The following is a 25,563-nucleotide window of genomic DNA, read 5'->3' as shown; positions in this document are numbered from 1 at the left end:
TCCTGCGGGTCAGGCGTCGGGCGCCTTTTCGGACTGGACGAGTATCTATGATAACTCTTATATAAGATACAACTCTTGTCTTACCGATAACCATGCGGTAGGAATGAAGCAACCCCGCCAACAAGGGGAGCCGACAATTGAACAGGGAGGATAAGACATGCAGCGTGCAACGCATCTGACGCGCCTGGCGGCCGGCACGGCCCTGGCCCTGGTCGGGCTAACCGGCGCGGCCGTCGCCCAGGAAAGCTCCGGCATCCTGCTGGAAGAAATCATCGTGACCGCCCAGAAGCGGGTCCAGAATCTGCAAGACGTGCCCGTCGCGATCAGCGTGGTGACCGGTGACCAGCTGGAACAGGCCAATGTCAATTCGGCCGAACAGCTGTTCCAGCGTGTGCCCACCATCACCTTCCGCAAGGGCAACACCAACAAGGACAGTGCCATCTCCATCCGTGGCGTGGGCACCATCTCCTTCGCGTCGGGCGTGGAACCGTCGGTATCCACCGTCATCGACGGCGTGGTCTATGCCCGTGCCGGCCAGCAGACGGCCGATTTCCTGGATCTGGAACGGGTCGAAGTGCTGCGCGGCCCGCAGGGATCGATCTTCGGCAAGAATGCGTCGGCCGGCGTGGTCAACATCACCACCCGCTCCCCGGCGGCCAGCCCGAAAAGCTTTGCCGAGGCCTCCTATTACGAAGGCAATGAATACCGGCTGAAGGCGGGCGTATCCGGGCCGATGTCGGACAAGCTGTCGGGCCTGATCACCGGCTTCTTCAGCCATTATGACGGCAACGGTACCAACGTCCATAACGGCAACGACATCAACGGCTACGAACGTTACGGCGCCCGCATGAAGCTGGTGCTGGACGCGACGGAGAATGTCACGCTGACGGCCATCGCCGATTATGCCAAGGCCAGCGACAATGGCTATGCCGACAGCATCGGCACCGTCTTTGCCGGCGCCTTCAACGACCAGATCTTCCGCCCATCGCTGTCGCCGCTGACGCCCGGTGCCCGCAACAAGGATATCGACAACGATCTGGATCCCAAGACGCGGGACAGGAATTCCGGCGCGTCCCTGCAGGCCGATATCGATCTGGGGGCCGCCGCCATCACATCCATCACCGCCTATCGCCATTGGTACAATTATCAGCAGCGCGACGGCGATTTCCGATCCGACAGCCCCACCTATGTGGCCACGGGCGTGGCGGCCGGCGATAACCGTTCCCACGACCGGGGCGATCTGTCCTTCGACCAGTTCACCCAGGAACTGCGCATCGCGTCCACCGGCAAGAACTTCATCGATTATGTCGCCGGGCTCTATTATTACACCACCAAGGAAGTGGATTTCTTCAATCGCACGGTCACCGTCTGCTCCGCCACCACCCTGGCGGCGGTGAATGGTCTGCTGCCCTGCCGGGCCGGTGCCTCCACCTTCGTCACCAATGAAGGCAACGCGGACTTCACCACCAAGCTGAAGAATTACGCGGCCTTCGGTCAGGCCACAGTGAATTTCACCGATGATTTCCGCGCCATCATCGGCGGCCGCTATACCGACGACAAGGTGTCGTTCAATTTCGAACGCCGTTCCACCTCCACGGCCGCCTTCCCCGGCGTCCGGCCCTATTTCGCCGCCAACGGCACTACCAGCCAGGACGGCGTGTCGGGCAATGCCGGCCTTCAGTATGATTTCACCGACGATGTGATCGGCTACGCCACCTATACCCGGGGCTATAAGGGCCCGGCGCTGAACGTGTTCTTCAACATGGTGGCGACCGACACCCTGCCCATCGCGGCGGAAAAGTCGAACAGCTATGAAATCGGCCTGAAGACACGCTTCCCCGAAGCGGGCCTGATGCTGAACATGGCCGCGTTCAAGACCCTGTATGACGGGTATCAGGCCAATAATCTGGAACTGGTGGCCGGCCAGGTGGTGACCCGTCTGACCAATGCCGGCGAGGTGTCGACGCGCGGCCTGGAAGCCGACTTCACCTGGGCTGTCACCCGCGACCTGGAATTCAATGGCGGCGTCTCCTACACCAAGGCCCGCATTGACCAGTTCAAGTGCCCGGCGGCCCAGCCCACCTGCGCCGACGCCATCAATGGCAAGCCCCTGCCGTTTTCCGCCAAGTGGAAGGGGTCGGTCACGGCCGATTGGCGCCTGCCGGTGGAATTGCCCAATGGCGACCTGAACCTGACCAACACAGTCCAGTTCACCTCCAAGGTCGGGTTCGACCTGAACCAGAATCCCAACGCCGTCCAGGCTGGTTATGCCACCTGGGATTCGGTGCTGGCCTGGACGTCGGATGATGACACCTGGCGCGTGTCCCTGATCGCCAAGAACATCACCGACAAGAAGTTCGTGATCCTGCGCATTCCCAACGGCACCTCGTTCATGCGCCAGATCACCCCGCGCGACGCCGAGCGGTATTTCGGCGGTTCGGTCCGGGTCAATTTCTGATCCGGTACTCCCAACTACCCACTGCAATCCCCCGGCACCGCCATGGTGCCGGGTTTTTTTTATCAACCCAGCACCATTGTCCGCAGCACCTTCTTGTCGATCTTGCCGGTGGCGCCCAGTGGCATGGTATCGACGAAACGCACATCGTCGGGGATCTGCCATTTCGACAGCCGCCCCTGGAAATGGGCCAGGAACTCCGCCGCCGTCGCCTTTTCTTCCGGCTTCAACTGCACCACCAGCAACGGCCGCTCGTCCCATTTCGGGTCGGGCATGGCGATGGCGGCACAGAGTGCCGCCTTGGGATGGCCGGCGGCGATGTTTTCGATCTCCTGGGAACTGATCCATTCCCCGCCGGACTTGATGACATCCTTGGCCCGGTCGGCGATGCGCATATAGCCAAACGCGTCGATATCGGCGATGTCGCCCGTATCGAACCAGCCATCACCATCAAGCACCTGCCCGCCATCGCCATGGAGGTAACCTGCCGCCACCACCGGCCCCCGTACCAGCAGCCGGCCGGCCCGCGTGCCGTCATGGGGCAGATCGGCGCCGTCCGGCCCGCGCAGGGCCAGATCGATCCCCAGCGGCGGCCGCCCCTGTCGCGCGCGGTAGGGCATCTGCGCCTCGAACCCCGTTCCGTCCAGTTCCGGCACCAGCTTGAAATGCGTGCCGATGGGCGATGTTTCGGTCATGCCCCAGGCATGGCGGGCACTGACGCCGAAATCGTTCAGGCGGCGCAGGACGCTTTCCGGGCAGGCGGCCCCGCCGATGATGACCCGCTGCAAGGGCCCGAAATCCCCGCCATGGCGTTCCAGATGCTGGACCAGCGCCTGCCAGATGGTGGGCACGGCTGCGGCGAACGTCACCCCTTCCCCCCGGATCAGGTCCAGCAGGGAGACGGGGTCCAGTTTCGATCCCGGCAATACCAGCTTGCAGCCCACGGCCGCCGTCGACAACGGAATGCCCCAGGCATTGGCGTGGTACATGGGCACGATGGGCATGGCGACATCGCCCACCGACAGGCCCATGACGTCGGGTTGCAGGCTCATCCACATATGGATCATGGTGGAACGATGGGAATAAAGCACACCCTTGGGATTGCCGGTTGTGCCCGACGTGTAGCAAAGCGCCGCCGCCGTCCGTTCATCAAAATCACCCCAGGGATGGCCGTCATCCACCGCGGCACCGACCCATTCCTCATACCCGATGGCCTGGGGCAGCAGGGTGCGGTCGATATCCGCCTGCGCGCACAGCAGCACGACATGGGTCACCGTCGGGCAATCCGGCAGCAATTCCGCCACCAGGCCTGCAAAGACGGGATCGGCCAGAATGACCCGGTCGCCGGCATGGTTGATGATGAAGCGCAGCTGTTCCTTGAACAGGCGCGGGTTCAGCGTGTGGCAGACGGCGCCCATGCCCATGATGGCAAACCAGGCCTCCAGGTGCCGGTCGCTGTTCCAGGCCAGGGTGGCGACCCGGTCGCCCGGCCCGATCCCCAGCCCGCGCAGGGCACTGGACAGGCGGCGGGCGCGGTCGCGGATTTGGCGGTAATCGGTATAGGCCACGGCGCCGGTCGCTGACGGTTCCACCCGCCGCGTCGCCACCACCCGGCTGCCATCCCAGCGCGCCGCGTGATCGATGATACGGTTCACCGTCAGCGGCCAATCCTGCATCAGCCCGAACATCTCCATCCCCCTTGCTTGTCCGCGCCCGCATTTCGTAATGACCAACCCGACGGCTGGACAGGGCGTTCGATTAAGTCTTATATTAGATATAAGAGTTCATATGAAGAATAAGCCGGCCGCCGGGCGCATCCCGCCGCGCATGGCATGTTGAGGGAAGGGAACGAGATGCAGTTGCTTGAAACGGACGGTGGCTTCGACCTGATCCTGGCAGGTCGCCCCGTTCTGCGCCACCGTGCCGATGCACCCTGCCTCTATGTCGGGCACGGCGATCCGCGGGTGGAGATGTATCACGGCCATTTCGATATTGAAGACAGTATCGTCGAACGGCTGGGCCTGCGCCATGCCGCGGTCACGCGCGACGGGGACGGTGCCGCGCGCGTCACCCTGTCCATCGCCCCATCCCTGCCCGCCCTGGTCACGCTGACCCTGTCGGGCGGGCCCCAGGACGCCCGCATCCGTATCGATACGCATGACGCCACGCTGAACCGGCTGTGGCTGCGCGTGGTAGCGGAAAAGGGTGAGCATGTCTGGGGTGGGGGGGAGCAGCTTTCCTATTTCGACATGCGCGGCCGCCGCTTCCCGCTCTGGACCTCCGAACCCGGCGTGGGCCGCGACAAGTCCACGCTGCTGACCTTCCAGGCCGATCAGAAGGGCAAGGCCGGCGGCGACTATTACAAGACCAACTATCCCCAGCCCACCTACCTGTCGTCGCGCCGCTACGCCCTGCATATCGACACGATGGCATATAGTGCCTTCGATTTCCGAAAAGATGACTGGCACGAGCTGGAGATCTGGGCGGCGCCGGCCACGATCGAACTCTGGGCGCGCGATGCCTTCACCGATCTGGTCACGGCCCTGTCCGACCGCTTCGGCCGCCAGCCGCCCTTGCCCGACTGGGTGCTGAAAGGCGCTATCATCGGCCTGAAGGACGGGGCGAACAGCCTTATCAGGCTGGAGAAATATGCCGATGCCGGCGTGGCCATTTCCGGCCTGTGGTGCGAGGACTGGGTGGGCCTGCGCATCACCAGCTTCGGCAACCGGCTGTTCTGGGACTGGAAATGGAACCCCAGCCGCTATCCCGATCTGGACCGCCGTATCGGGGAGTTGCGGGAACGCGGCATCCGGTTCCTGGGCTACGTGAACCCCTATCTCTGCGTCGATGGCAGCCTCTATCCAGAGGCCGAGGCGGCGGGCTATCTGGCCCGCAAACTGGACAGCGACGACACCTATCTGGTCGATTTCGGCGAGTTCTATTGCGGTGTGGTGGATTTCACCAATCCGGCCGCCGCCGCCTGGTTCGCCGAGCGGGTGATCGGGCAGAACATGCTGGATTTCGGCCTGTCCGGCTGGATGGCCGATTTCGGCGAATATCTGCCGACCGATGTCCGCCTGCACGATGGCACGCCCGGCATGCTGGCCCATAACGCCTGGCCGGTGCTGTGGGCAGAGGTGAATGCAAGCGCGGTCGCCAGCCGGGGCAAGACGGGGGACACCGTCTTCTTCATGCGCGCGGGCTATAGCGGCGTGCAGCGGCACTGCCCCCTGCTGTGGGCCGGTGATCAGTCGGTGGATTTCAGCCGGCATGACGGCATCGGCACCGTCATCACGGCCGCCCTGTCCTCGGGCCTGCTGGGCAACGCCTATCACCATAGCGACATCGGTGGCTACACCAGCCTGTTCGGCAATGTGCGCACGCCGGAACTGGTGATGCGCTGGTCGGAAATGGCCGCCTTCACCCCCGTCATGCGCGGGCATGAGGGTAACCGCCCGCGCGACAATGTGCAGGTGGATGAAGACCCCGCCATCCTGGCCCATTTCGCCCGCATGACCCGCATCTACACCCATATGGCACCCTATCTGCGCGCCTTGTCGGAGGCGGCGGTGGCGACGGGCCTGCCGGTACAGCGGCCGCTGTTCCTGCATTTCCCGGACGATGTCCGCACCTACGCCCTGCAGGAAAGCTATCTCTACGGTCCCGACCTGCTGGTGGCGCCCGTCATACAGCCGGGCGTGGATCGTTGGACAACCTATCTGCCCGCCGGCGCGGATTGGGTGGAGGTGTGGACGGGTGCCGTGCATACAGGCGGGCAGGAGGTGACGGTGGATGCACCGCTGGGCACGCCGCCCCTGTTCTTCCGCCAGGGCAGCGCCTGGGCAGGCCTGTTCCGTCAGATCGTGGACGTGTCGTAACGCCGCCCTCATCCCGACACTCCAGGATCAAGGACATCCCATGCGCTTCGGCCTTCACCGCACCCTGCTGCTGGCGCTCGTCATGCTGGCGGGCATCCTGAATTACACCGACCGGCAGATCATCGCCGTGCTGAAACCCATGCTGGAACAGCAGTTGGGCTGGAACGACGCCGATTACGGCTTCCTGGTCGCCACCTTCCAGTTTGCGGCGGCGGTTGCCTTCATCTTCGCCGGGCGTCTGATCGACCGGCTGGGCTGGCGGGTCGGCAATCCCACCGCCGTGGGGTCGTGGAGCCTGGCCGCCATGGTGCATGGCACGGCCACCAGTATGGCGGAATTCACCGTGGTCCGGGCCGCCTTGGGCGCCACGGAGGCGCTGGGAACGCCCGCCGGCATCAAGACCATCGCCGTCTGGTTCCAGGCGCGTGAACGGTCGCTGGCACTGGGCTTCGTCAATGCCGCCGGCAATGTCGGTGCCATCGTGGCGCCGTTGCTGGTGCCGGTGATCGCCCTGACCCATGGCTGGCGGGCCGCCTTCTACATCATGGGCGGGGCCGGCCTGATCTGGGTGGTGGCCTGGTGGGCGCTGACCCGCCATCCCTATTTCCGGACCCCGCCCACATCGGCGGCCACGGCCAACGGCGCCCGGGTGCCCTGGCGCGTCGTCTTGTCCGACCGCCGCACCTGGGCCTTCTGCGGGGCCAAGGTCTTCTCCGATCAGGTCTGGTGGTTTCTGCTGTTCTGGATGCCGGACCTGTTCACCCGCGTCTTCGGGCTGGACATGCGCAGCTTCGGTGTGCCGCTGGCCACCATCTATGCCATTGCTGCCACGGGCTCCCTCATCGGCGGCTATGTCTCCGGCCGGTTGCTGGCGGCAGGCATGAGCCTGAATAGGGCGCGCAAGCTGACCCTGCTGGTCTGCGCCCTGCTGGTCCTGCCCGTGCCGCTGGTGCTGTTGGTCCAGAATTACTGGCTGGCCGTGGCGCTGCTGGGCCTGACCCTGGCGGCTCACCAGGGCTTCTCCGTCAACCTGTTCGCCACGGCCACCGACATCGTGCCCCATGGCCGCATCGGCACCGTGATCTCGCTGGGGGCGCTCTGCGGCAACCTGGCAGGCATGGCGATCCTGCAGGCGGCCGGCTGGGTGCTGGCGGCCGGCGGCTCCTACGCGCCGATGTTCGCGCTGGTGTCGGTATCCTACCTGCTGGCCCTGGGCTGGCTGCATTTCTGGCAACCCGTGCTGAAGCCGGCGGAGGATTGATCAGCCGCGGACAATCCCCGCCGCATCCGCCCAGGCCGCATAGGCTGCCTGGGCTTCGTCTGCGCCAACCGATGGCGTGAATTCCGCGTCATAGCGGGCGAAACGCGACAGGTCGCTGACCGACAGCAGGCCGATGCCCAGCCCGGCGGCGATGGCGGCACCATAGGCCGTCGCCTCCCGCACCCCATGGCGGCGGACGGGCAGGCACAGGGCGTCGGCCTGCAACTGCAACAGCGGGTCGCTGGCCGTCACCCCGCCATCGACGGGAAAATAGCCGGGCACGGACAGGCCCGGCGTGGCGGCGATGGTGGCCGCGATCTCCTTGAACCGGAAGGCGATGCCCTGCAAGGCGGCGCGGGCGACATGGGCGCGGGTGGCCCCGGCGTCCAGGCCCGCGATCAGGGCGCGTTCATGGAAGCGGCCATGCGGCGCGCCCAGCCCCTGCAGCGACGGGCGCACGACCACGCCGCGCGTATCCGCCACCGACCCGGCCAGCGCCGACAATTCGCCCGCATCGGCGAACATGCCCATGTCCCGGCACAGCCAGGACAGGAAGGCACCGCAGCTGATGACCATGCCTTCCACGCACCAGCACAGATCACCGCCGACGCGGGTCAGTGCCTGGATGGGCAAGGTGCGGTGCGGGCTGATGGCGTGCGCACCGGTAGACGCCATGACGACGCCCGAGGTGCCGTAGGTGGCCTTCCAGGCACCGGCCGCCAGACTGCCATGGGCCAGCATGCCCGCCTGCTGATCGGCCATCACGGCGGTCACCGGCACAGATGCCCCCCAAAGGCTGGCATCGGTCTGGCCCAGCGGCCCCCAACTGTCGGCGATGGTGGGGAACAGGCGGGGGTCCAGCCCCTGATGGGCGATCAGTGCCTTGTTCCATTCCGCCCGGTCGGGATAATCGATATAGCCCGACAGCCAGGCGGCGCCCACATCGGTGACATGGGTGCCGCCGCCCGTCAGGCGATGAATCAGGTAACTGTCCAGCGTGCCCCAGCGCAATTCATCGCGCGCCATGCGGGCGTACCCGTCGGGCACCAGATCCAGCGCCGCTTCCAGCTTGGCCGCCGGCACCTGCGGCCACAGGGTGAAGCCGGCGGCGCGCAACTGCTTGTACCGGTCCATGCCGCGCAGGTCGCTCCACACCAACACCGGCGCCAGGGGCCGGCCGCCGGTGCGGTCCCAGATGATGGTGCTGGACCGCTGTGTCGTCACGCCGATGGCGGCGACGTCATGGATGGTGCGGCCCGCCTGGGCCAGCGCGCCGTCGATGACGGACCGGCAAATGGCCCAGACCTGTTCCCCATCCTGTTCCACCCGGCCGGGTGCCGGGAAATGCGAGGGGATGGGTTGTTTCACGCTGGCCAGGACCGGCCCCGCCGGATCGACCAGCAGGGCACGGGCACCCGTGGTGCCGCAATCCAGCGCCAGCAGCAGTTCAGGCATCGGGGATCAGGTTTCCGGGGTTCATGATGCCATTGGGATCAATGGCGGCCTTCACCCGGCGCAGCAGGTCCACCCCCGCCGTCCCCAGATCATGCGTCAGATAGGGCTTGCGCAGGCGGCCGGCGCCATGATGGTGGGCCACGCCGCCGCCATGGCGGGCCGTGGCCTCCATGATGCGGTGCCAGCATTCAAAATAGGCCGGTTCCATGCGGGACGTATCCTCGAACGTGGCGGCGAAGGAGAAATAGAGATTAATCCCGGACCGGTAGACATGGGAACTGTGCGCCGACGCGTTGATGACGCCATCGACCGCGTTCAGGTCGCGGATCACATCGCGATAGATATCGCCGATCTGCGTCCAGCTTCCCGAGATTTCCGCCGTGTCGGCGACATAGCCGCGTTCGAACATGTCCTTCCAGGTCGGCACATGGTTGCGCCGGTCCAGCCATTGTTCGGCCGCCGCCGCATCGCCCGGCACCAGCCCCGCCGCCGCCGCGATGGCGGCCACGGCCGGCACCTCCGCCGCCACCCGTTCGGCCGGCCCCTCATGCAGCATCAGCAGCATGGCTTGGCCGTCGCGCTGAAAATCCTTGAACAGGCGCCGCACCTCCCGCCCGTCATACTGGCGCATCACCGGCGGCTTCCAGTCGGCCTGGATGATGCGGCGCTGCGCCTCGAAACCCGCATCCATGTCGTCGGCGAAATAGACGGCGCATTGCCGGGCCGGCGCCGCGCGGCGCAGCGACAGGGTGACGCCGGTAATCACCCCCATCGTGCCTTCCGCCCCCATCAGCAGATGGCGCAGGTCCGGCCCCGCCGCCGCGCGCGGCGCCTTGCCCAGGGTGACGATGTCGCCATTGGGCAGCACCGCCTCGATCGAATGAATGATATCCTCGATATTGCCATAGGCGGTGGAGAATTGACCCGAGGCGCGGGTGGAGACCCAGCCGCCGACGCTGCTGATGGCGATGGATTGCGGCCAGTGGCCGATGGTCAGGCCGCGCGCGGCCACCGCTTCCTCCGCCGCCATGCCGTTCATGCCGGCATCGAACCCGGCCAGCAGGTTGGTCTCGTCGATGAAGCGGACGGCCGCCATGCCGCCCATGTCCAGCAGGATGCTGTCGCCCGTGGGCTCGATCCCGCCGCACACGCCGCTGCCCAGGCCGAACGGCACCAGGGGGATGCGGCGGTCATGGGCGAACAGCACCACCTGGCGCACATCGGCGACATCGGCCGGGCGCACGACGAGGCCGGGTGCCTGCACCGGCTGCCCGCGCCAATCGCGCAGATGCTTGACGCACCATTGGTCGTAACGGCGGGCGCGCACGCTGTCAGCGTCGCCCAGTACCTTGTCGCGGCCGATACGCTCGGCCAGTTCGGATGCGATGGTCATGTCCCGTCTCCCCCCGCCACGGGCATCAGGGCCCGGCGGCTGTTCCTGTCCAGTTGCAGGCAATGATGGATTTCCGCCGCCCGGCGGCGCTCGTCCCAGCCCAGCAGGTGCCCCATGGCCGCCACCGCCGGGGCCAGGGCAGGGCAGCCGGCCTGGTCGTCGAACCAGGCCCGCGCACTGCGCCGGACCCAGTAATCCTCCAGCGTCGCCGCCCCTTCATGCCGCACGGCATGGGTTGCTTCCGCCGCCACATCCCCGCCGCCCGCCCGGATCAGCGCGGCCTCCGTCCCGTACAGCCGGTCCAGCCGATCATCGCCGGCCGGCGCGCGTTCGCCGCCAGGCAGGGGCAGGTCGGCCGTGGTGCAAGGGCGGGTGCGGATATCCAGCCGGTCGGCCACGGCATCGACGATGCGGGCGGCCATGGCGCGATAGGCCGACAGCTTGCCGCCGGCGATGGCGATGACACCGCTGGGCCCCACCCACATCTCGTCCTTGCGCGACACCTCCGTCGCCTTCTTGCCCGCCTCCCCGATCAGGGGGCGGATGCCGGCCCACAGCGCCACGATGTCCTGATCGCGGATGGGCGGCGCCGCCAGCGCCGCCTGGGTGGCGCACAGCAGATAATCAACCTCCTCCCGCCCGATCTCCGGCCAGTAGTCGCTGGTGGCATGGAACTGGTCCGTCGTGCCCAGATAGGTGAAATCCCCGCGCGGCACGGCGAAGATGTTGCGCTTGTCCGGTGCCCGCAGGATCAGCGTGGATGTCACCGGCAACAGCGCGCGCGGCAGCACCAGATGGATGCCTTTGGAGAGGGCGAGCCGACGGCCGCCCTCTCCCGCCGCCAGCGCCCGGACCCCATCCACCCAGGGGCCGGCGGCGTTGACGATGACCCGCGCCTGCACGCGGGTCCCCTTGTCCTCTCCCGCCAGGGTGGAGCGGGCGATCAGGCCCGTGGCCCTGCCCCCCTCCTCCAGCAGTCGCTCCACCCGCGCATGGTTCAGGACCTCGGCCCCGGCGGCGGCGGCCGACCGGACATTGGCCAGTGTCAGCCTTGCATCGTCGGTCAGGAATTCCGGATAGGCGACGGCGCCGTTCAGCCGGTCGCAGCGCAGGGTCGGCTCCCGCCGCGCCAGTTCCTCCAGCCCCCAGACGGCATGCTGTTCAGCGGCCGGGACATTGCCCAGCTTCTCAAAGCTCCACAATGCGGCGCGCAGCTTGGCCTGGGTCGCCAGCGATGTCGTGGGGATGACAAAGGGCGTCAGCCGGGCCAGATGCGGGGCGATGCGGCGCAGCACCTGCCGCTCCGACGCGCTTTCCCGCACCAGCGCCACATCGCCCTGGGCCAGATAGCGCAGGCCGCCATGGATCATCTTGGACGACCGGCTGCTGGTGCCCGACGCGAAATCCTCTGCCTCCAGCAGGGCTACGGACAGGCCGCGCAAGGCAGCGTCGCGGGCAATGCCGGCCCCGGTGATGCCGCCGCCGATGACGGCCAGGTCAAAGACCTGCCCTTCCAGCCGGGCGAAGGTGGCGGCACGGCCGCACGCGTTCAGGCTCGCCCCCATGGTCCCGTCCCCTTCCATCCTTCGTTCGTCTTCGTCAGACGGTAAGGGAATTGCGGAGCGTGTGGTGATGCGAACTAGGAAAGACGTGGTGATGCGGCGGCGTCCCTGCGCATGGCCAGCGCCGTCCACACGGCACCGAAAAAATCCACCAGCCCGAACAGGATCAGGAGAGCAGGCGCATGCCCCGCCAGCACCAGCCCCGTGAAGCCCAGCAGGACCAGGGTGCGGGTGACGATGGTGATGCGCTGGAACGCCCGCCCGTCGGCACCGGCATGGTAATAAAGGCCCAGATTGAAGACGATGATGCCCAGCACCCGGATCCACGGCTCCTCCGTCGCCGCCAACCCCAACGCCGTCAACAGCAGGTTGGGCAGGAACAGCAGGGTCAGGCCGTTGGCCCCCAGATAGAAGGCGAACAGGCGCAGGGAGCGGGCGGCGGGGGACATTCAGGCCATCCTTTCGGGATCGTTGAAATAGCCCCCGACCCCCACGCCCAGCGCCAGCACCCAGGCCGCCAGCCCCAGATGCAGGCCGATGATGCGGCTGTCGGCGTCCAGCAAGCCGGGGACGCGGGTCAGGGCGGCGGTGATCACGGCCAGCATGGACAAGCCCAGCCAGCGGCGGGCGCTGCCTTTCGCTTTCAACAAGAGCCGCAGGCTGGCCGCCAGGATGAACAGGCTGGCCAGCGGGCCGGACAGAGCCGGCTGCCCGGCCAGCACCAGCCCGGCGACGCCCGCCGCCGCGATGCCCAGGATCAGCGGCCAGCGGCGCCCGTCGGGCAGCAGGAACAGGGCCGCGGCGACGGATGCGAAACCCAGCAGGGCGTAGAGATCCGACGCCCCCTGGTGCAGCGCCACCAGCCAGCCGGCCTCGTATCCGGCGAAGCGGGCGGCCCCGGCGGCCGACGGCACGGCCAGACCCGCGATGGCCAGCGCCAGCGGCCAGGTCAGGCCCGGCAGGGCCCACAGCAGCCGGCCCGCCCACAGGCAGGCCAGCGCCAGCAGCGCGTCACTCCCCGCCAGCAGCATCGGCCATCCCCGGTGTCAGGACCGCGCCGGCCGCTGCCCCGCTGTTCCCCGGCAGGCCGGGCGTGCCCGCCTGATCCGGGTTGCGGCGCAGATAGGCTGTCTTGATCTTGTCGGTATCGTCGCGGCTGCCATCATGGCTCCAGCCCGGCGGGCCGAACAGGTAAAGGAACCGGTCGCGCAGGGACAGACCACCGCGCGCCTGATCCTTGAAGATGCCCACATATTCATGGAAGGCGATGCGCAGCGGGTTGAAGGTCGCCAGATCATGCACCAGCCCGAAGCGCACCGGATCATGGTCCTGTTCGGGCACAAAGGTGCCGAACAGCTTGTCCCAGATGATCAGGGTGCCGGCATAGTTGCTGTCCAGATAGCGCGGGTTGGAGCCGTGATGCACCCTATGGTGCGACGGCGTGTTCATCACCGCCTCGAACCAGACCGGCATGCGGTGGATCGCCTCCGTATGCACCCAGAACTGGTAAAACAGGTTCAGCGAGGAGACGAAGATCAGGATGGCCGGGTGGAAACCCAGCAAGGCCAGCGGCAGCTTCAGCACGAACAGGCCCATGATGGCGCCGGTCCAGGGCTGGCGCAGGGCCGTGGCGAAGTTGAAATGCTGGCTGGAATGATGGACCACATGCGCGGCCCACAGCCAGCGGATACGGTGCATGAACCGATGCGCCCAGTAATAGCGCATGTCATCGGCCACGAAGCAGGCGATGATGGCCCAGATCGAGGTGCCAATATCGAACAGCCGGTGATCATAGGTCCAGAACATGACGGCCGACACGCCGCCGCTGACCACCAGACCGGACAGCATGCCGGTGATGACATAGCCCAAGCCCATGGACAGGCTGGCGGCGCTGTCCCGCGTCTCGTAATGCGCCTTCACCAGATGAAGCTGCATCAACACCAGTTCCAGCACCAGCAGCAGCAGATAAAGCGGACTGGCCAGCGTGGCGACGTCCGGATAGCTGAGAGTATCGGGCATCATGCCTCCCGCAATTGGATCAGCCCCGCGCCGGCAGCGCTTCCAGCCGCCGGCGCCACAGGCTGGCTTCCGCCGGATCGGCGAAGACCAGCCGGAAGGCCGGGGCCGTGAAGTCGGCCAGCGTCAGGGTCAGAATATCGTCATTCAGGGACCAGCGGCGGATGCCGCCCGGCCCCACAATCCGCGTCGCCCAATGCTGTCCCATGGGGATCAGCAGGCCGAAACGGTCGGCACCGCCCATCTCGATCAGCGCACAGAACCCGTCCCGTGACAGGGCAGCCCCCGTCGACGGCTCGTCCGGCAGCAGCGCGCGGAAGAGGGTCAGGGCTTGGTCACGGCCCGCCAGACCCGGCAGGGTGCTGCGGCCGAATGCATGGTGCAGGGCCAGGATGAACAGCGCGGCAACAACGCTGCCCACAATCAGATAAAGAAGTGTCATCATGTTCCGCCCCCAACCTCTGGCCGGATCATAGGCGGAACCGCCGGGGCTGGATTTTGCCAATAAATCAACGGATCATTCGATCTGCACATCACCACGCACCATCATCGGCCATGTATGCTGGTCAATAACTCAGTTATATGAATCGTCACCGATCAACGGGGGATATGGATGGATACGGAACTGAACGGGCTGCTGGCGGCACAGCGTCAGGCCGTCGCGCGTGACGGCGCCCCCACCCTGTCGGCCCGGCTGAAGGATCTGGCGGCGCTGGCCGACGTGGTCCGCCGGAACCAGCACCACCTGGCCGCCGCGATCAGCGCCGATTTCGGCAACCGCGCCGTGCCGGAAACCGAACTGGGCGAACTGATGCCGTTGCTGAACGGCATCGACCATGTGCGCCGGCATCTGCGATCCTGGATGCGGTCGTCGCGGCGCCGCGCCAATCTGGCGTTCCAGCCGGCATCGGCGCGGGTGGACTATCAGCCGTTGGGCGTGGTCGGCATCCTGTCGCCCTGGAACTATCCCTTGTTCCTGACGCTGGGGCCGCTGGTTGATGCGCTGGCGGCCGGCAACCGGGTGATGATCAAGCCGTCCGAACTGGCGCCGCGCACGGCCGACCTGATCCGCGACCTGCTGGCCGGCCTGTTCCCGGCCGATCAGGTGATGGTGGTGACGGGCGGGGCGGAGATGGCGCAGGCATTCAGCTGCCTGCCCTTCGATCATCTGATCTTCACCGGCTCCACCCGCGTCGGACGCAGCGTCATGCAGGCGGCGGCCCCCAACCTGACACCCGTGACCCTGGAGCTGGGCGGCAAATCGCCGGTCGTGGTGCTGCCGGATTGCGATCTGGACAAGGCGGCGCGCACCATCGCCATGGGCAAGTTCTTCAATGCCGGCCAGACCTGCGTGGCCCCGGACTATGCCCTGGTCCCGCGCGACCGCATGGACGCCTTCGCCGGTGCCATGATGAAGCGGGTGGAGGCGATGTATCCCAGCATCCGCGACAACCCGGACTATACAAGCATCATCGCCGACCGCCACCATGCGCGGCTGGAAGCCATGGTGGCCGAGGCCGTGGCCGGCGGCGCGCAACGGCGCCAGCATGGCCAGGGCGGGGACGCGGCCACGCGCCGCTTCGCCCCCACCTTGCTGATCGCCCCGCCCCTGGACAGCACGGTGATGCGGGAGGAGATTTTCGGCCCCATCCTGCCGATCCTGCCCTATGACGATGTTGGCGACGCCATCGCCTTCATCAATGCGCGGCCCAAGCCGCTGGCCCTTTACTGCTATGGCGATGATGAAAGGCAGGTGACCCGCGTGCTGCACGAGACGCGGTCGGGCGGGGCCTGCGTCAATGCCACCATGCTGCATGTGGGTCAGGCCGACCTGCCTTTCGGCGGTGTCGGCGAAAGCGGCATGGGCGCCTATCACGGGCATGAAGGGTTCCTGCGCCTGTCGCATGCCCGCGCCGTGATGCGGGTCAGCCGCTTCAACCAGTCGCATCTGGTCGCCGCCCCCTATGGCGCGCTGGCCCGGCTGGTGGCGCGCCTGTTCGTCGGGGGGACGAAATGAACCTGCGCCGCCTTCAGCATTTTGAGGCGCTGTACCGCCTGCAAAGCTTCGCGCGCGCCGCCGACGAACTGGCCATCACCCAATCTGCGCTGAGCCGCAGCCTGCAAAAGCTGGAGGAGGAACTGGGGGCCGTCCTGTTCGACCGGACGACCCATTATGTCCGCCCCACCGATGCCGGCGACCGGCTGATCCGGCCGGTGCAAGATGTGCTGGCCGCTGCCGGCAACCTGGATACGGCCGCCAACCAGTTGACCAGACCCGGCACGGGCACGGTGCGTGTCGGCGTCGGCCCTTTCCCGACACAGCCCCTGTTGACCCGCGCCATCGGCCGGTTCGGCGCGCTGCATGAAGGTGTCCGGGTCACGGTGACTGGCGGCATTTCTGACGTGCTGTTGCAGGGGCTGGTCGACCGGTCGCTGGATTTGGTCGTCTGCGATATCAGCAAGTTCGACGGGTCGGCCTATGCGGATGAGGTGGTGGTGACCGCCCTGCCACGCGAACCGCTGATGATCGTGGCCGCCGCGGCCCACCCCCTGCCGCCGGGGCCGGAGCGCAAGGCAGCCGTGGCCACCCGCCCCTGGGCCCTGCCCCGGCCGGCACCGGGCAGCGAACACCGCTTCGCGCCCGCCATCCGCACCCGCATTGCCCAGCGCAGCTTTCCCGATTACGAACTGGATTCCACCCTGGCCTGTCTGGAGGTGGTGCGCCAGGGACCGGCCATCACCGTCGTCCCCCGTTCCCTGGCCCTGTCGGCGGCGCGCGACGGCGACCTGATCGCCTATCCGATGGGACCGGGGGAGCAGACCAATGACGGCATCCACCTGCTGCGCAACCGCAGCCAGAGTGCCGCCGTCACCGCCTTCGTCAAGGTGCTGCGCGAAACGGCGCAGGCGCTGGCGGCGGGCTAACCCCACAGCCCCCGCACAATCTCCTTCAACTGCTTCGCCTCTTCCCAGCGGTCGGTCAGCTCCCGCCCGGCCGTGTCCACCACGGCATAGGGCGGGGGGCCCAGTTCGACCATAAAGCTCAGGCTGTCATCGGGGCCTGCCCGGTCGCGCCACAGGTCGAAGCCCCGCCGCCACCAGCCCGTGAACAGGTCCAGCCAGGGCTGATGGTGGCCACCGAGGGGGGCCTGCACCTGATGCGCTGTCGCCACCCGACCATGGAAGGCGCGTGTCTGGCCCAGGATGCGGGCGATGGCCGCATGTTTGGGCGGGTCGATGGGCAGATCCCATTCGCCGGCCACGACATAATGGCAAAGATCGGCTGTCAGGGGCAGGCCGGGCAGTTCCGTCAGCACACGCAGGAAGAAGCCCAGATCCTGCGACAGCCGTGCCCGGTGGGTTTCGAAGAAGATGGGCAGGCCGGCATTTTCCCGCACCCGTTCCATCTCCTCCAGCAGGCGCACGGCATCGCCCACCCGGTCCAGCGGCCCCGCCACCTGCACATTCAGATGATGGGCCTGCAGGGTCGCCGCCTCGTCCGCGAAGCGGTCCAGTTCGTCGGCGCTGCGGGCCAGCACCTGTGCCTCCCAGGCCAGCCCGCGTTCATTCATGAAGCGCGAGGTGATGGCGGTGCGTTCCTTGCGCACCAGATTGGTGCCCGCCCCGTCGAACCCGGCATCGACCACCGCCTGCAGGGCCGTCTCCAGATTGTTCCAGACATCGAAGCCGGGACAATGGTCCAGGCCCCAGACGGATTGAAGGACCAGAAGGCGTTGCATGGGGACATCCCGTTCGCTGAACTGTTCCGCAGCTACGGCAGAAGCGACCTTCTGTCCAATCCCATCCCCTCAACAGCCCATGCGTATATGCTATGACCCCGCCAGACAGGCCGCCGCCTCCGCCCGCACCGCCGCGCGCAGCCAGGCGACGGGGGGTGGGGTGGGGCCGATATCGGGTTCGATCAGGGTGAAATCAAAGCCGACGGCCGGCACCACCGGCCGCACCGCCACGCCCAGCCGGCAGAACAGCCGGGCGGTGAACGGCTCCACAATCGCCACGCCCAGGCCCGCCTCCACAAAGGCGTACATGGGCAGTGATTGCTGGCATTCCAGCATCCTGTCCACGGCCACGTTGGCGGCGGCCAGCGCATCATCGATCCCGGTCCACAGGGCTTCTGCCTCATGCATGGGGCCGATGAAGCTTTCGCCCGCCAGATCGGCCAGGGCAATGACGGGCCGGTCCAGCAGCCGGTGCCCGGCCGGCAGGGCACAGACATAATCGGCCCGGATCAGGAATTCCGCCCGGATGCCGTCGCGCGCCGGGGCGGCCACGCCGATGCCCAGGTCGGCCTGACCCAGGAACACCCGATCCTCGATGGCGCGCTGGCCCAGCGCCTCCACCGTTACCTTCACGGAAGGATGCTTTTCCCGGAACGCGCGCAGTACGGGCGGCAGCAGCGACAGGGCGATGGTGGGCAGGCACGCGATGCGTACCGTGCCCACCGGATGCGCCCGGATGCGCCGGGCCGCCTGGGCCAGCAGATCCAGGCCGGTGAAGGAGCGCTGCACGGCCTCGAACAGGGTGTCGGCCTGCGCCGTCGGATGCACGCGCCCGCCCCGCCGCTCGAACAGGGCGAACCCCACGGCATATTCCAGGTCGGCGATCAGCCGGCTGACCGACGGTTGGGAGATGTTCAACATGGCGGCAGCGGCGGTGACCCCGCCGCTCATCATCACCGCCCGGAACGCCTCGATCTGTCGCATGCGCATGGATCATAGTATTCACGAATGAAGTCGTGACGCAATTCGATTGGATACGATGGCCCGACCCGCCGCAGAATGGTTGCAACACCAGCCGATTGCGGGAGGAAAAAATGAAGTACGAACAGCAGCGTGACCAGTTCCAGCGCGAAGGCTATGCCGTTTTCGAACGGGTGCTGGACGGCGAATTGCTCGACATCCTGCGCGCCCAGTGCGGCCGCATGGTGGAACGCGAGGATGCGCGCCTGGACGCGCTGGGCGTGGATGTCGACGGCATCACCCATCGCGGCAACCGCTATTTCGCCGGGGAATGCCAGCGGGTGCAGCCGGAATTGCGGACCATGCTGTTTTCCGAGGTGATGGCCGATATCTGCCGCGCCACCCTGGGCGACGATGCCTATTTCTTCTATGACCAGTATGTGGTGAAGGGGGCCGGCGGCGGCATGTCCTTCAGCTGGCATCAGGATAGCGGCTATGTCGTGGGCAATGGCGGCCCGGCCGACCACAAGCCCTATCTGACCTGCTGGTGCACGCTGGACGACACCACCATCGAGAATGGCACGGTCCGCGTCCTGCCCTTCAGCCAGGTGCCGGAAACGCGCGACGGCATCATCCCGCACACCCGCCAGCCCGGCACCAATGATCTGGTCGGCTGGACGGGGGAGGATCAGGGCGTGGCGGTGGAAGTGCCGGCCGGCAGCGTCGTTGCCTTCTCCTCCCTGCTGCTTCACGCAACGGGCGCCAACCGCACCGACCGGCCGCGCCGCATCTATCTGGCCCAGTACAGCCCGGAAGTGATCCTGAACCCCGGCACAAGGCATCTGCGCCGCAATGCCATCCCGCTGGTCCGCGGCGGTCGGCAGGTGACCTTCGCCTGATTGACGCTTGCCTGGGGGGAATGGTTCGCCGGGCCCAAGCATTCGCGGCATGTGCGCGATGCAGCGGGGCGGTTTCTGCGGCGGGTCGTTCCGGGCTAAGCTGCGCGCGACCCGCCCCAGACCGGAACGCCCCATGTCCGCCCCCGCCGATACGCTGAACGCCGATCTTGCCGCCATTGTCGGGGACCGCCATGTCCTGACCGATGCCGACGACATGGGCCCCTTTGTCCAGGCGGCGCGGTACAGTGGCGGGCGGGCGCGGCTGGTGGTGCTGCCGGCCGATGCCGAACAGGTGTCGGCCCTGCTGCGCCTGTGCCGGGAACAGGGGGTGCCGGTGGTGCCGCAGGGCGCCAATACCGGGCTGGTCGGCGCCTCCACCCCCGATGCCGGGGGCGGGCAGGTGGTGCTGTCCTTGAAGCGGCTGACGGGCCTGTTCGACCTGGACCGCGCCAACCGCGCCGTGGCCGTCGGTGCCGGCTGGGATCTGGACAGTCTGAACCAGCGGCTGGAACCGCATGGGCTGTTCTTCCCCGTCGATATCTCTTCGGCGCCCAGTGTCGGCGGCATGATTGCCACCAATGCCGGCGGGTCGCGCGTGCTGCGCTATGGCGACATGCGGCGCAATGTGCTGGCGCTGCAGGCGGTGCTGCCCGACGGGACCGTGGTCGGCGACCTGCGCGGCCTGCGCAAGAACAGCACGGGCCTGGACCTGAAACAGCTGTTCATCGGCACGGGCGGCAGTTTCGGCATCGTCACCGCCGCCCTGCTGGACCTGGCGCTGTTGCCCCGGCAGGTGACCACGGCCCTGGTCGTGCCGCGCGACGAAGAGGCGGTGAACGACCTGATGGCGCTGGTGGAGGCGCGGGCCGGGGAATTCCTGTCGGCGTTCGAAAGCATGTCGGGCCCCGCCTTGTCCGCCGCCCTGCATCACCGGCCGCAATTGCGCAATCCCTTCACAGGCACCGTGCCGGAGGAGACGATCCTGGTCGAGCTGATGTCGGCCACGGCGCCGGACACGGGGCTGGACCTGGAGGCGCTGCTGCTGTCGGTGCTGGAAGAAGGGTACGAGGCCGGGATCATCAGTGACGCCATCCCCGGCCCGGCGGCGGAGCTTTGGGCGCTACGCCACGCCATTTCCGAAGGGTTGCGCGGGCTGGGCCGGGTCATCGGGCTGGACGTGTCGGTGCCGCGCGGGCGCATGTCCGCCTTCCGCGCCGCCGCCAGCGCCTGGGTGCGGGCGCGCTTCCCCGAGCTGCTGATCTGCGGCTTCGGCCATCGCGGCGATGGCGGCGACCATTTCAATCTGGTCATCCCGCGCGACCAGGACACGGCCTATCCGCCCGAGCGGGTGGCCGCCGTGCGCGACGGGGTGTACCGGCTGCTGGTGGAGGAATTCCAGGGCAGCTACAGCGCCGAACATGGCATCGGCCCCGTCAACCTGTCCCACCATCAACGCTTCGCCGACCCGGCCCAGCAGGCCATGGCCCGGCTGCTGCAATCGCATCTGGACCCGGACGGGCTGCTGGGGCGCGTGCGCTGGTGAGGGGGGCTTGTCGGGTTCGCTGACTCCTTTTCTTGCCGGCACCCTGGCGGAGGCAATTGGGCGCTGAGCCGGGGTGACGGTAGAGAGAACCAAACCTATTCTGACAGGCTTTACGCCCCCAACCGTGCCGCGTGCCAGCGCAGGTGGTCTTCCATGAAGCTGGAAATGAAGTAGTAGGAATGGTCGTAGCCTTCCTGCATCCGCAGAGTCAGCGGAATGCCGGCCTTGGCGCAGGCATCGGCCAGCAATTGCGGGCGCAACTGGTTTTCCAGGAACCCATCCGCCGCCCCCTGATCGACCAGCAGGTCGGACAGGCGCCCCCCATCCTCGATCAGGGCCACGGCATCATGCCGGCGCCAAAGCGAGGGGTTCTCGCCAAGATAGGCGGGCAGCGCCTTCTGCCCCCAGGGTACCTGCGTCGGCGCCACGATGGGAGCAAAGGCGGAGACGGAGCGGAAGCGACCGGGATGGCGCAGCGCCACCGTCAGCGCCCCGTGCCCGCCCATGGAATGGCCGGTGATGCCCTGGCGGTCCATGTCGACGGGGAAATGCGCGGCGACCAAAGCCGGCAGTTCCTGGGTGACATAGGTCCACATGCGGAAATGCGGCACCCAGGGGGCTTCTGTGGCGTCCACATAGAAGCCGGCGCCCTGGCCCAGGTCCCAGCTGGCATCGTCGGCCACACCCTCGCCGCGCGGGCTGGTGTCGGGGCAGACGATGATCAGGCCCAGTTCCGCCGCCGCCCGCCGGAACTCCCCCTTCTCCGTCACATTGGCATGGGTGCAGGTCAGGCCCGACAGGTACCAGAGGACGGGGCATTTCACCCCGTCCTGTGCCTGGGGCGGGATGAAGACGCTGAACACCATGGGCGTGCAGGTGGCCGTGGAGGCATGGCGATAGACGCCCTGCACACCGCCATGGGACCGGGTGGCGGAAAGGGTTTCCAGGCGCATGATCAATAGACCACGACGCTGCGGATGCTTTCGCCCGCATGCATCAGATCGAAGCCCTTGTTGATCTCCTCCAGGCTCAGCACATGGGTGATCATCGGGTCGATCTCGATCTTGCCGTTCATGTACCAGTCGACGATCTTCGGCACGTCGGTGCGGCCACGGGCGCCACCGAAGGCCGAACCCTTCCAGACGCGACCGGTGACCAGCTGGAACGGACGGGTGGAAATCTCCTTGCCGGCCTCCGCCACGCCGATGACGACGGACACGCCCCAGCCGCGATGGCAGGCTTCCAAGGCCTGACGCATCACGATGGTGTTGCCCGTGCAGTCGAAGGTGTAATCGGCGCCGCCTTCGGTCAGGGCGACCAGATGCTGGACGATGTCGCCCTCAATCTTGGTCGGGTTGACGAAATGGGTCATGCCGAAGCGGCGGCCCCATTCCTCCTTCCGGTCATTGATGTCGACGCCGATGATCTTGTCGGCACCCACCATGCGGGCCGCCTGGATCACGTTCAGGCCGATGCCGCCCAGGCCGAAAATGACGACATTGGAACCCGGTTCCACCTTGGCCGTGTTGGTGACAGCCCCCACGCCCGTGGTCACGCCGCAGCCGATATAGCAGGAGGACTGGAACGGCGCGTCTTCGCGGATCTTGGCCACGGCGATTTCCGGCAGGACCGTGAAGTTGGAGAAGGTGGAACAGCCCATATAATGAAAGACCGGCTGGCCCTTATAGGAAAAGCGCGAGGTGCCGTCGGGCATCAGGCCCTTGCCCTGGGTCGCACGGATGGCCGTACACAGGTTGGTCTTGCGCGACAGGCAGCTTTTGCACTGGCGGCATTCGGGCGTGTAGAGCGGGATGACATGGTCGCCCGGCTTCACCGAGGTCACGCCAGCGCCGACCTCGCGCACGATGCCGGCGCCTTCATGGCCCAGGATGGAGGGGAAGATGCCTTCGCTGTCGAACCCGTCCAGCGTATAGGCATCGGTGTGGCAGATGCCCGTGGCCATGATTTCCACCAGCACCTCGCCCGCCTTGGGGCCTTCCAGGTCCAATTCGACGATTTCCAGGGGCTTCTTGGCCTCGAAAGCGACGGCGGCGCGGGTCTTCATGGCGGTTCGTTCCGATCAGGGGTCGACAGAAAACACACCCGGCGGCAAGCGCGGGCGGTGAAGCGGCGACTATAGCTTGAAAGCCCCGGCAACGATCATGCATTTTGGCAAATGATTATTGCTGCATGGGAACAATCATGAGCTCCTGGGACGGGATCGACAGTTTCATCGCCGTCTGCGAGACGGAAAGCTTTTCCGCCGCCGCGGCCCGCCTGGGCGTTTCAACCTCCCATGTCAGCCGGGAGGTGGCGCGGCTGGAGGACCGGTTGCAGGTGCGGCTGCTGTACCGCACGACGCGCCGGGTCAGCGTCACCGATGCCGGCCGCGCCTTTCTGGAACGCTGCCGCCGGCTGGTGGAGGAACGCGACGAGGCCTTTGCCGCCGTCAGCGAAAGCGACGGCGCCCCGCGCGGCCATCTGCGCCTGACCTGTTCCATCGCCTATGGGGAGCGGTTCATCGTGCCGCTGGTCAACCGTTTCCTGCTGGACCATCCGCAATTGTCGGTCAGCATCGACCTGACCAACCGCATGGTCGATCTGGTGGGCGAAGGCTTCGATCTGGCCGTACGCACAGGCACCAGCCTGAATGACAGCCGGCTGATCGCCATCCGGCTGGCTTCGCGCCGCCGCTATCTCTGCGCAGCCCCCGCCTATCTGCAGCGCCGGGGGGAACCGGCCGGGCTGGGCGAGTTGCCCTCGCATGCCTGCCTGATGGGCACGGCGGAGCTGTGGCAGTTCGCCGAGGATGGGCGGACCGTGGAATTCCGCCCTACCGGCGCCTGGCGCTGCAACAGCGGCTTTGCCGTGCTGGATGCGGCACGCCAGGGGCTGGGCCTGTGCCAATTGCCTGATTTCTATGTCGAATCGGATCTGGCCGCCGGTACCCTGGTCAGCCTGCTGGAACGGCACAGGCCCGCCGATGAAGGAATCTGGGCCGTCTATCCGCACCGCCGGCACCTGTCGCCCAAGGTATCGCTGCTGGTCGATTATCTGAAATCGAACATCCGGCATTCCGCTGCCGGCGAAACGCCGGTTTGACCGTCGTTAGGCCGGAATTATCCCGGCGATTCGTCCGAATGCCGGCTTCCGATCGGCGGCGCGGACCGCCACCATTCCCCCTAAACCCAAAACAGGGAAACGGGGACAGATCATGAAGAACATCCTGCTGCTGGGCGCCGGCAAGATCGGTATCGCCATCACCCTGCTGCTGCGCCGCACGGGCGAATACAGGGTCACCGTCGCCGACCATAGCGAAGAAGCGCTGAAGCGCTTCGCGGCGCTGGGCGTGGATACGGTGCAGTTGGACATCAATGATGGCGTCGCCCTGCGCAAGGCGATGGCCGGTCAATATGCCGTGCTGAACGCCCTACCGTTTCACACCACCTCTACCGTCGCCTATGGCGCCTATGATGCCGGCATCCATTATTTCGACCTGACAGAGGATGTGGCCAGCACCCGCGTGGTGAAGGAAGTGGCGGCCAAGGCCAACAGCGCCTTTGTGCCCCAGTGCGGTCTGGCCCCCGGTTTCGTGTCCATCGCCGCCCATGGGCTGGCGGCCGGGTTCGACAGTCTGCGCGATGTGCAGCTGCGCGTCGGCGCCCTGCCCCGCTATCCCACCAACGCGCTGAAATATAACCTGACCTGGTCCACCGACGGGCTGATCAACGAATATCTGAACCCGTGCGAGGCGGTGCAGGATGGCCGCTGCGTGGAACTGCCGCCGTTGGAAGACCTGGAAGAATTCGTGCTGGAAGGTGTCGCCTATGAGGCGTTCAACACCTCTGGCGGGCTGGGATCGCTGGTGGAGACGCTGGCCGGCAAGGTGGAGAACCTGACCTACAAGTCCGTCCGCTATCCCGGCCATTGCGCCATCATCAAGCTGCTGGTCGAAGATCTGCGCCTAGCGCGGCGCCGCGACCTGCTGAAGGAAGTGCTGGAAGAAGCGCTGCCCATCACCATGCAGGATGTGGTGCTGGTCTTCTGCACGGTCAGCGGCAAGCGTCATGGCCGTCTGGAGCAGGAAAGCATCGTCCGCCATATCCATGGCGAGGAGGTGGACGGCCAGTTCCTGTCCGCCATCCAGATGAGCACAGCCGCCGGCATCTGCGCCATGCTGGACCTGCAGGCCACGGGCCATCTGCCGGCCAAGGGCTTTGTCCGCCAGGAACAGATGCCGCTCGACCTGTTCCTTTCCAACCGCTTCGGGAAGGTTTATGCGTGAGGCATCGTTTCTGAACTTCGCCTTTTCCCGTCATCCCGGCGTAAGCCGGGACCCAGGGGCCAAGCGCCCAACCATGACGCTGCGTTGATCGACGCTGCGTTGAGGTTTGATCCTGG

General features: G+C 66.7%; 21 protein-coding genes. 9 read left to right on the top strand and 12 right to left on the bottom strand.

Features of this window, described 5'->3' with window-relative positions; translation table 11 throughout:
* The first annotated feature begins 157 nt into the window (after positions 1-157).
* A complete protein-coding gene (locus ACODTW_RS19665) occupies positions 158-2,458 on the top strand; it encodes a TonB-dependent receptor (protein ID WP_488947771.1) in 2,301 nt (766 codons plus the stop codon).
* 62 nt (positions 2,459-2,520) lie between these two features.
* Here ACODTW_RS19665 and ACODTW_RS19660 read toward each other — a convergent pair whose 3' ends face one another.
* Complete coding sequence (locus tag ACODTW_RS19660; protein ID WP_488947770.1) at positions 2,521-4,143, bottom strand: long-chain fatty acid--CoA ligase; 1,623 nt, start codon at positions 4,141-4,143, stop codon at positions 2,521-2,523.
* Positions 4,144-4,308: 165 nt separating this feature from the next.
* Between ACODTW_RS19660 and ACODTW_RS19655 the strand changes: the two genes are divergently transcribed.
* Positions 4,309-6,333 carry an alpha-glucosidase gene (locus tag ACODTW_RS19655; RefSeq protein WP_488947769.1) on the top strand — a complete coding sequence of 675 codons (2,025 nt, stop codon included), beginning with the start codon at positions 4,309-4,311 and terminating at the stop codon, positions 6,331-6,333.
* A gap of 40 nt (positions 6,334-6,373) precedes the next feature.
* On the top strand, positions 6,374-7,594 hold the full coding sequence (locus ACODTW_RS19650; RefSeq protein WP_488947768.1) for an MFS transporter: 1,221 nt from the start codon (positions 6,374-6,376) through the stop codon (positions 7,592-7,594).
* Here ACODTW_RS19650 and ACODTW_RS19645 read toward each other — a convergent pair whose 3' ends face one another.
* The 7 genes from ACODTW_RS19645 to ACODTW_RS19615 all read right to left on the bottom strand — a co-directional run bounded on the left by ACODTW_RS19645 (position 7,595) and on the right by ACODTW_RS19615 (position 14,465).
* Entirely contained in the window at positions 7,595-9,049 is a 1,455-nt protein-coding gene (locus ACODTW_RS19645) for an FGGY family carbohydrate kinase (protein ID WP_488947767.1), read from the bottom strand. It abuts the gene before it with no gap.
* Positions 9,042-10,442: an FAD-binding oxidoreductase gene (locus ACODTW_RS19640; protein WP_488947766.1), complete on the bottom strand. Its 1,401-nt coding sequence runs from the start codon at positions 10,440-10,442 to the stop codon at positions 9,042-9,044. The genes ACODTW_RS19645 and ACODTW_RS19640 overlap by 8 nt, the downstream gene beginning before the upstream one ends.
* Entirely contained in the window at positions 10,439-12,007 is a 1,569-nt protein-coding gene (locus ACODTW_RS19635; RefSeq protein ID WP_488947765.1) for a glycerol-3-phosphate dehydrogenase/oxidase, read from the bottom strand. The genes ACODTW_RS19640 and ACODTW_RS19635 overlap by 4 nt, the downstream gene beginning before the upstream one ends.
* Before the next feature lie 74 nt (positions 12,008-12,081).
* Positions 12,082-12,453 (bottom strand): hypothetical protein, encoded by a 372-nt coding sequence (locus ACODTW_RS19630; protein WP_488947764.1) that lies wholly within the window; start codon positions 12,451-12,453, stop codon positions 12,082-12,084.
* Positions 12,454-13,035, bottom strand: coding sequence for a hypothetical protein (locus ACODTW_RS19625; protein WP_488947763.1), 582 nt, complete (start codon positions 13,033-13,035; stop codon positions 12,454-12,456).
* Positions 13,016-14,023 carry a sterol desaturase family protein gene (locus tag ACODTW_RS19620; protein ID WP_488947762.1) on the bottom strand — a complete coding sequence of 336 codons (1,008 nt, stop codon included), beginning with the start codon at positions 14,021-14,023 and terminating at the stop codon, positions 13,016-13,018. The genes ACODTW_RS19625 and ACODTW_RS19620 overlap by 20 nt, the downstream gene beginning before the upstream one ends.
* Before the next feature lie 19 nt (positions 14,024-14,042).
* Entirely contained in the window at positions 14,043-14,465 is a 423-nt protein-coding gene (locus ACODTW_RS19615) for a hypothetical protein (protein WP_488947761.1), read from the bottom strand.
* Between the two features lie 168 nt (positions 14,466-14,633).
* Here ACODTW_RS19615 and ACODTW_RS19610 point away from each other — a divergent pair, with 168 nt between their 5' ends.
* Both ACODTW_RS19610 and ACODTW_RS19605 read left to right on the top strand, forming a co-directional pair.
* Positions 14,634-16,037: a coniferyl aldehyde dehydrogenase gene (locus ACODTW_RS19610; protein ID WP_488947760.1), complete on the top strand. Its 1,404-nt coding sequence runs from the start codon at positions 14,634-14,636 to the stop codon at positions 16,035-16,037.
* Positions 16,034-16,945, top strand: coding sequence for a LysR family transcriptional regulator (locus ACODTW_RS19605; RefSeq protein WP_488947759.1), 912 nt, complete (start codon positions 16,034-16,036; stop codon positions 16,943-16,945). Before ACODTW_RS19610 ends, ACODTW_RS19605 begins: the two co-directional genes overlap by 4 nt.
* Here the strand turns inward: ACODTW_RS19605 and ACODTW_RS19600 are convergent.
* On the bottom strand, positions 16,942-17,760 hold the full coding sequence (locus ACODTW_RS19600; protein ID WP_488947758.1) for a sugar phosphate isomerase/epimerase family protein: 819 nt from the start codon (positions 17,758-17,760) through the stop codon (positions 16,942-16,944). The genes ACODTW_RS19605 and ACODTW_RS19600 overlap by 4 nt on opposite strands.
* A 90-nt stretch (positions 17,761-17,850) precedes the next feature.
* On the bottom strand, positions 17,851-18,750 hold the full coding sequence (locus ACODTW_RS19595; RefSeq protein WP_488947757.1) for a LysR substrate-binding domain-containing protein: 900 nt from the start codon (positions 18,748-18,750) through the stop codon (positions 17,851-17,853).
* 104 nt (positions 18,751-18,854) lie between these two features.
* Between ACODTW_RS19595 and ACODTW_RS19590 the strand changes: the two genes are divergently transcribed.
* Entirely contained in the window at positions 18,855-19,619 is a 765-nt protein-coding gene (locus ACODTW_RS19590; RefSeq protein ID WP_488947756.1) for a phytanoyl-CoA dioxygenase family protein, read from the top strand.
* A gap of 133 nt (positions 19,620-19,752) precedes the next feature.
* The gene (locus ACODTW_RS19585) at positions 19,753-21,162 is read left to right on the top strand and encodes an FAD-binding oxidoreductase (RefSeq protein ID WP_488947755.1); all 1,410 of its coding nucleotides are present in this window, start codon (positions 19,753-19,755) and stop codon (positions 21,160-21,162) included.
* A 110-nt stretch (positions 21,163-21,272) separates the two neighbouring features.
* Here ACODTW_RS19585 and fghA read toward each other — a convergent pair whose 3' ends face one another.
* Entirely contained in the window at positions 21,273-22,115 is an 843-nt protein-coding gene (fghA, locus tag ACODTW_RS19580; RefSeq protein ID WP_488947754.1) for an S-formylglutathione hydrolase, read from the bottom strand.
* A 2-nt stretch (positions 22,116-22,117) separates the two neighbouring features.
* The gene (locus ACODTW_RS19575) at positions 22,118-23,227 is read right to left on the bottom strand and encodes an S-(hydroxymethyl)glutathione dehydrogenase/class III alcohol dehydrogenase (protein WP_488947753.1); all 1,110 of its coding nucleotides are present in this window, start codon (positions 23,225-23,227) and stop codon (positions 22,118-22,120) included.
* 137 nt (positions 23,228-23,364) lie between these two features.
* Here ACODTW_RS19575 and ACODTW_RS19570 point away from each other — a divergent pair, with 137 nt between their 5' ends.
* Complete coding sequence (locus ACODTW_RS19570) at positions 23,365-24,264, top strand: LysR family transcriptional regulator (RefSeq protein WP_488947752.1); 900 nt, start codon at positions 23,365-23,367, stop codon at positions 24,262-24,264.
* 112 nt (positions 24,265-24,376) lie between these two features.
* Positions 24,377-25,447 carry a saccharopine dehydrogenase family protein gene (locus tag ACODTW_RS19565; protein ID WP_488947751.1) on the top strand — a complete coding sequence of 357 codons (1,071 nt, stop codon included), beginning with the start codon at positions 24,377-24,379 and terminating at the stop codon, positions 25,445-25,447.
* The last annotated feature ends 116 nt before the right edge of the window (positions 25,448-25,563 follow it).

This window comes from Niveispirillum sp. FG148 (assembly GCF_057809655.1).
Note: the sequence above shows the minus strand (reverse complement) of the source record. Positions and strands in the feature narration are given on the sequence as shown.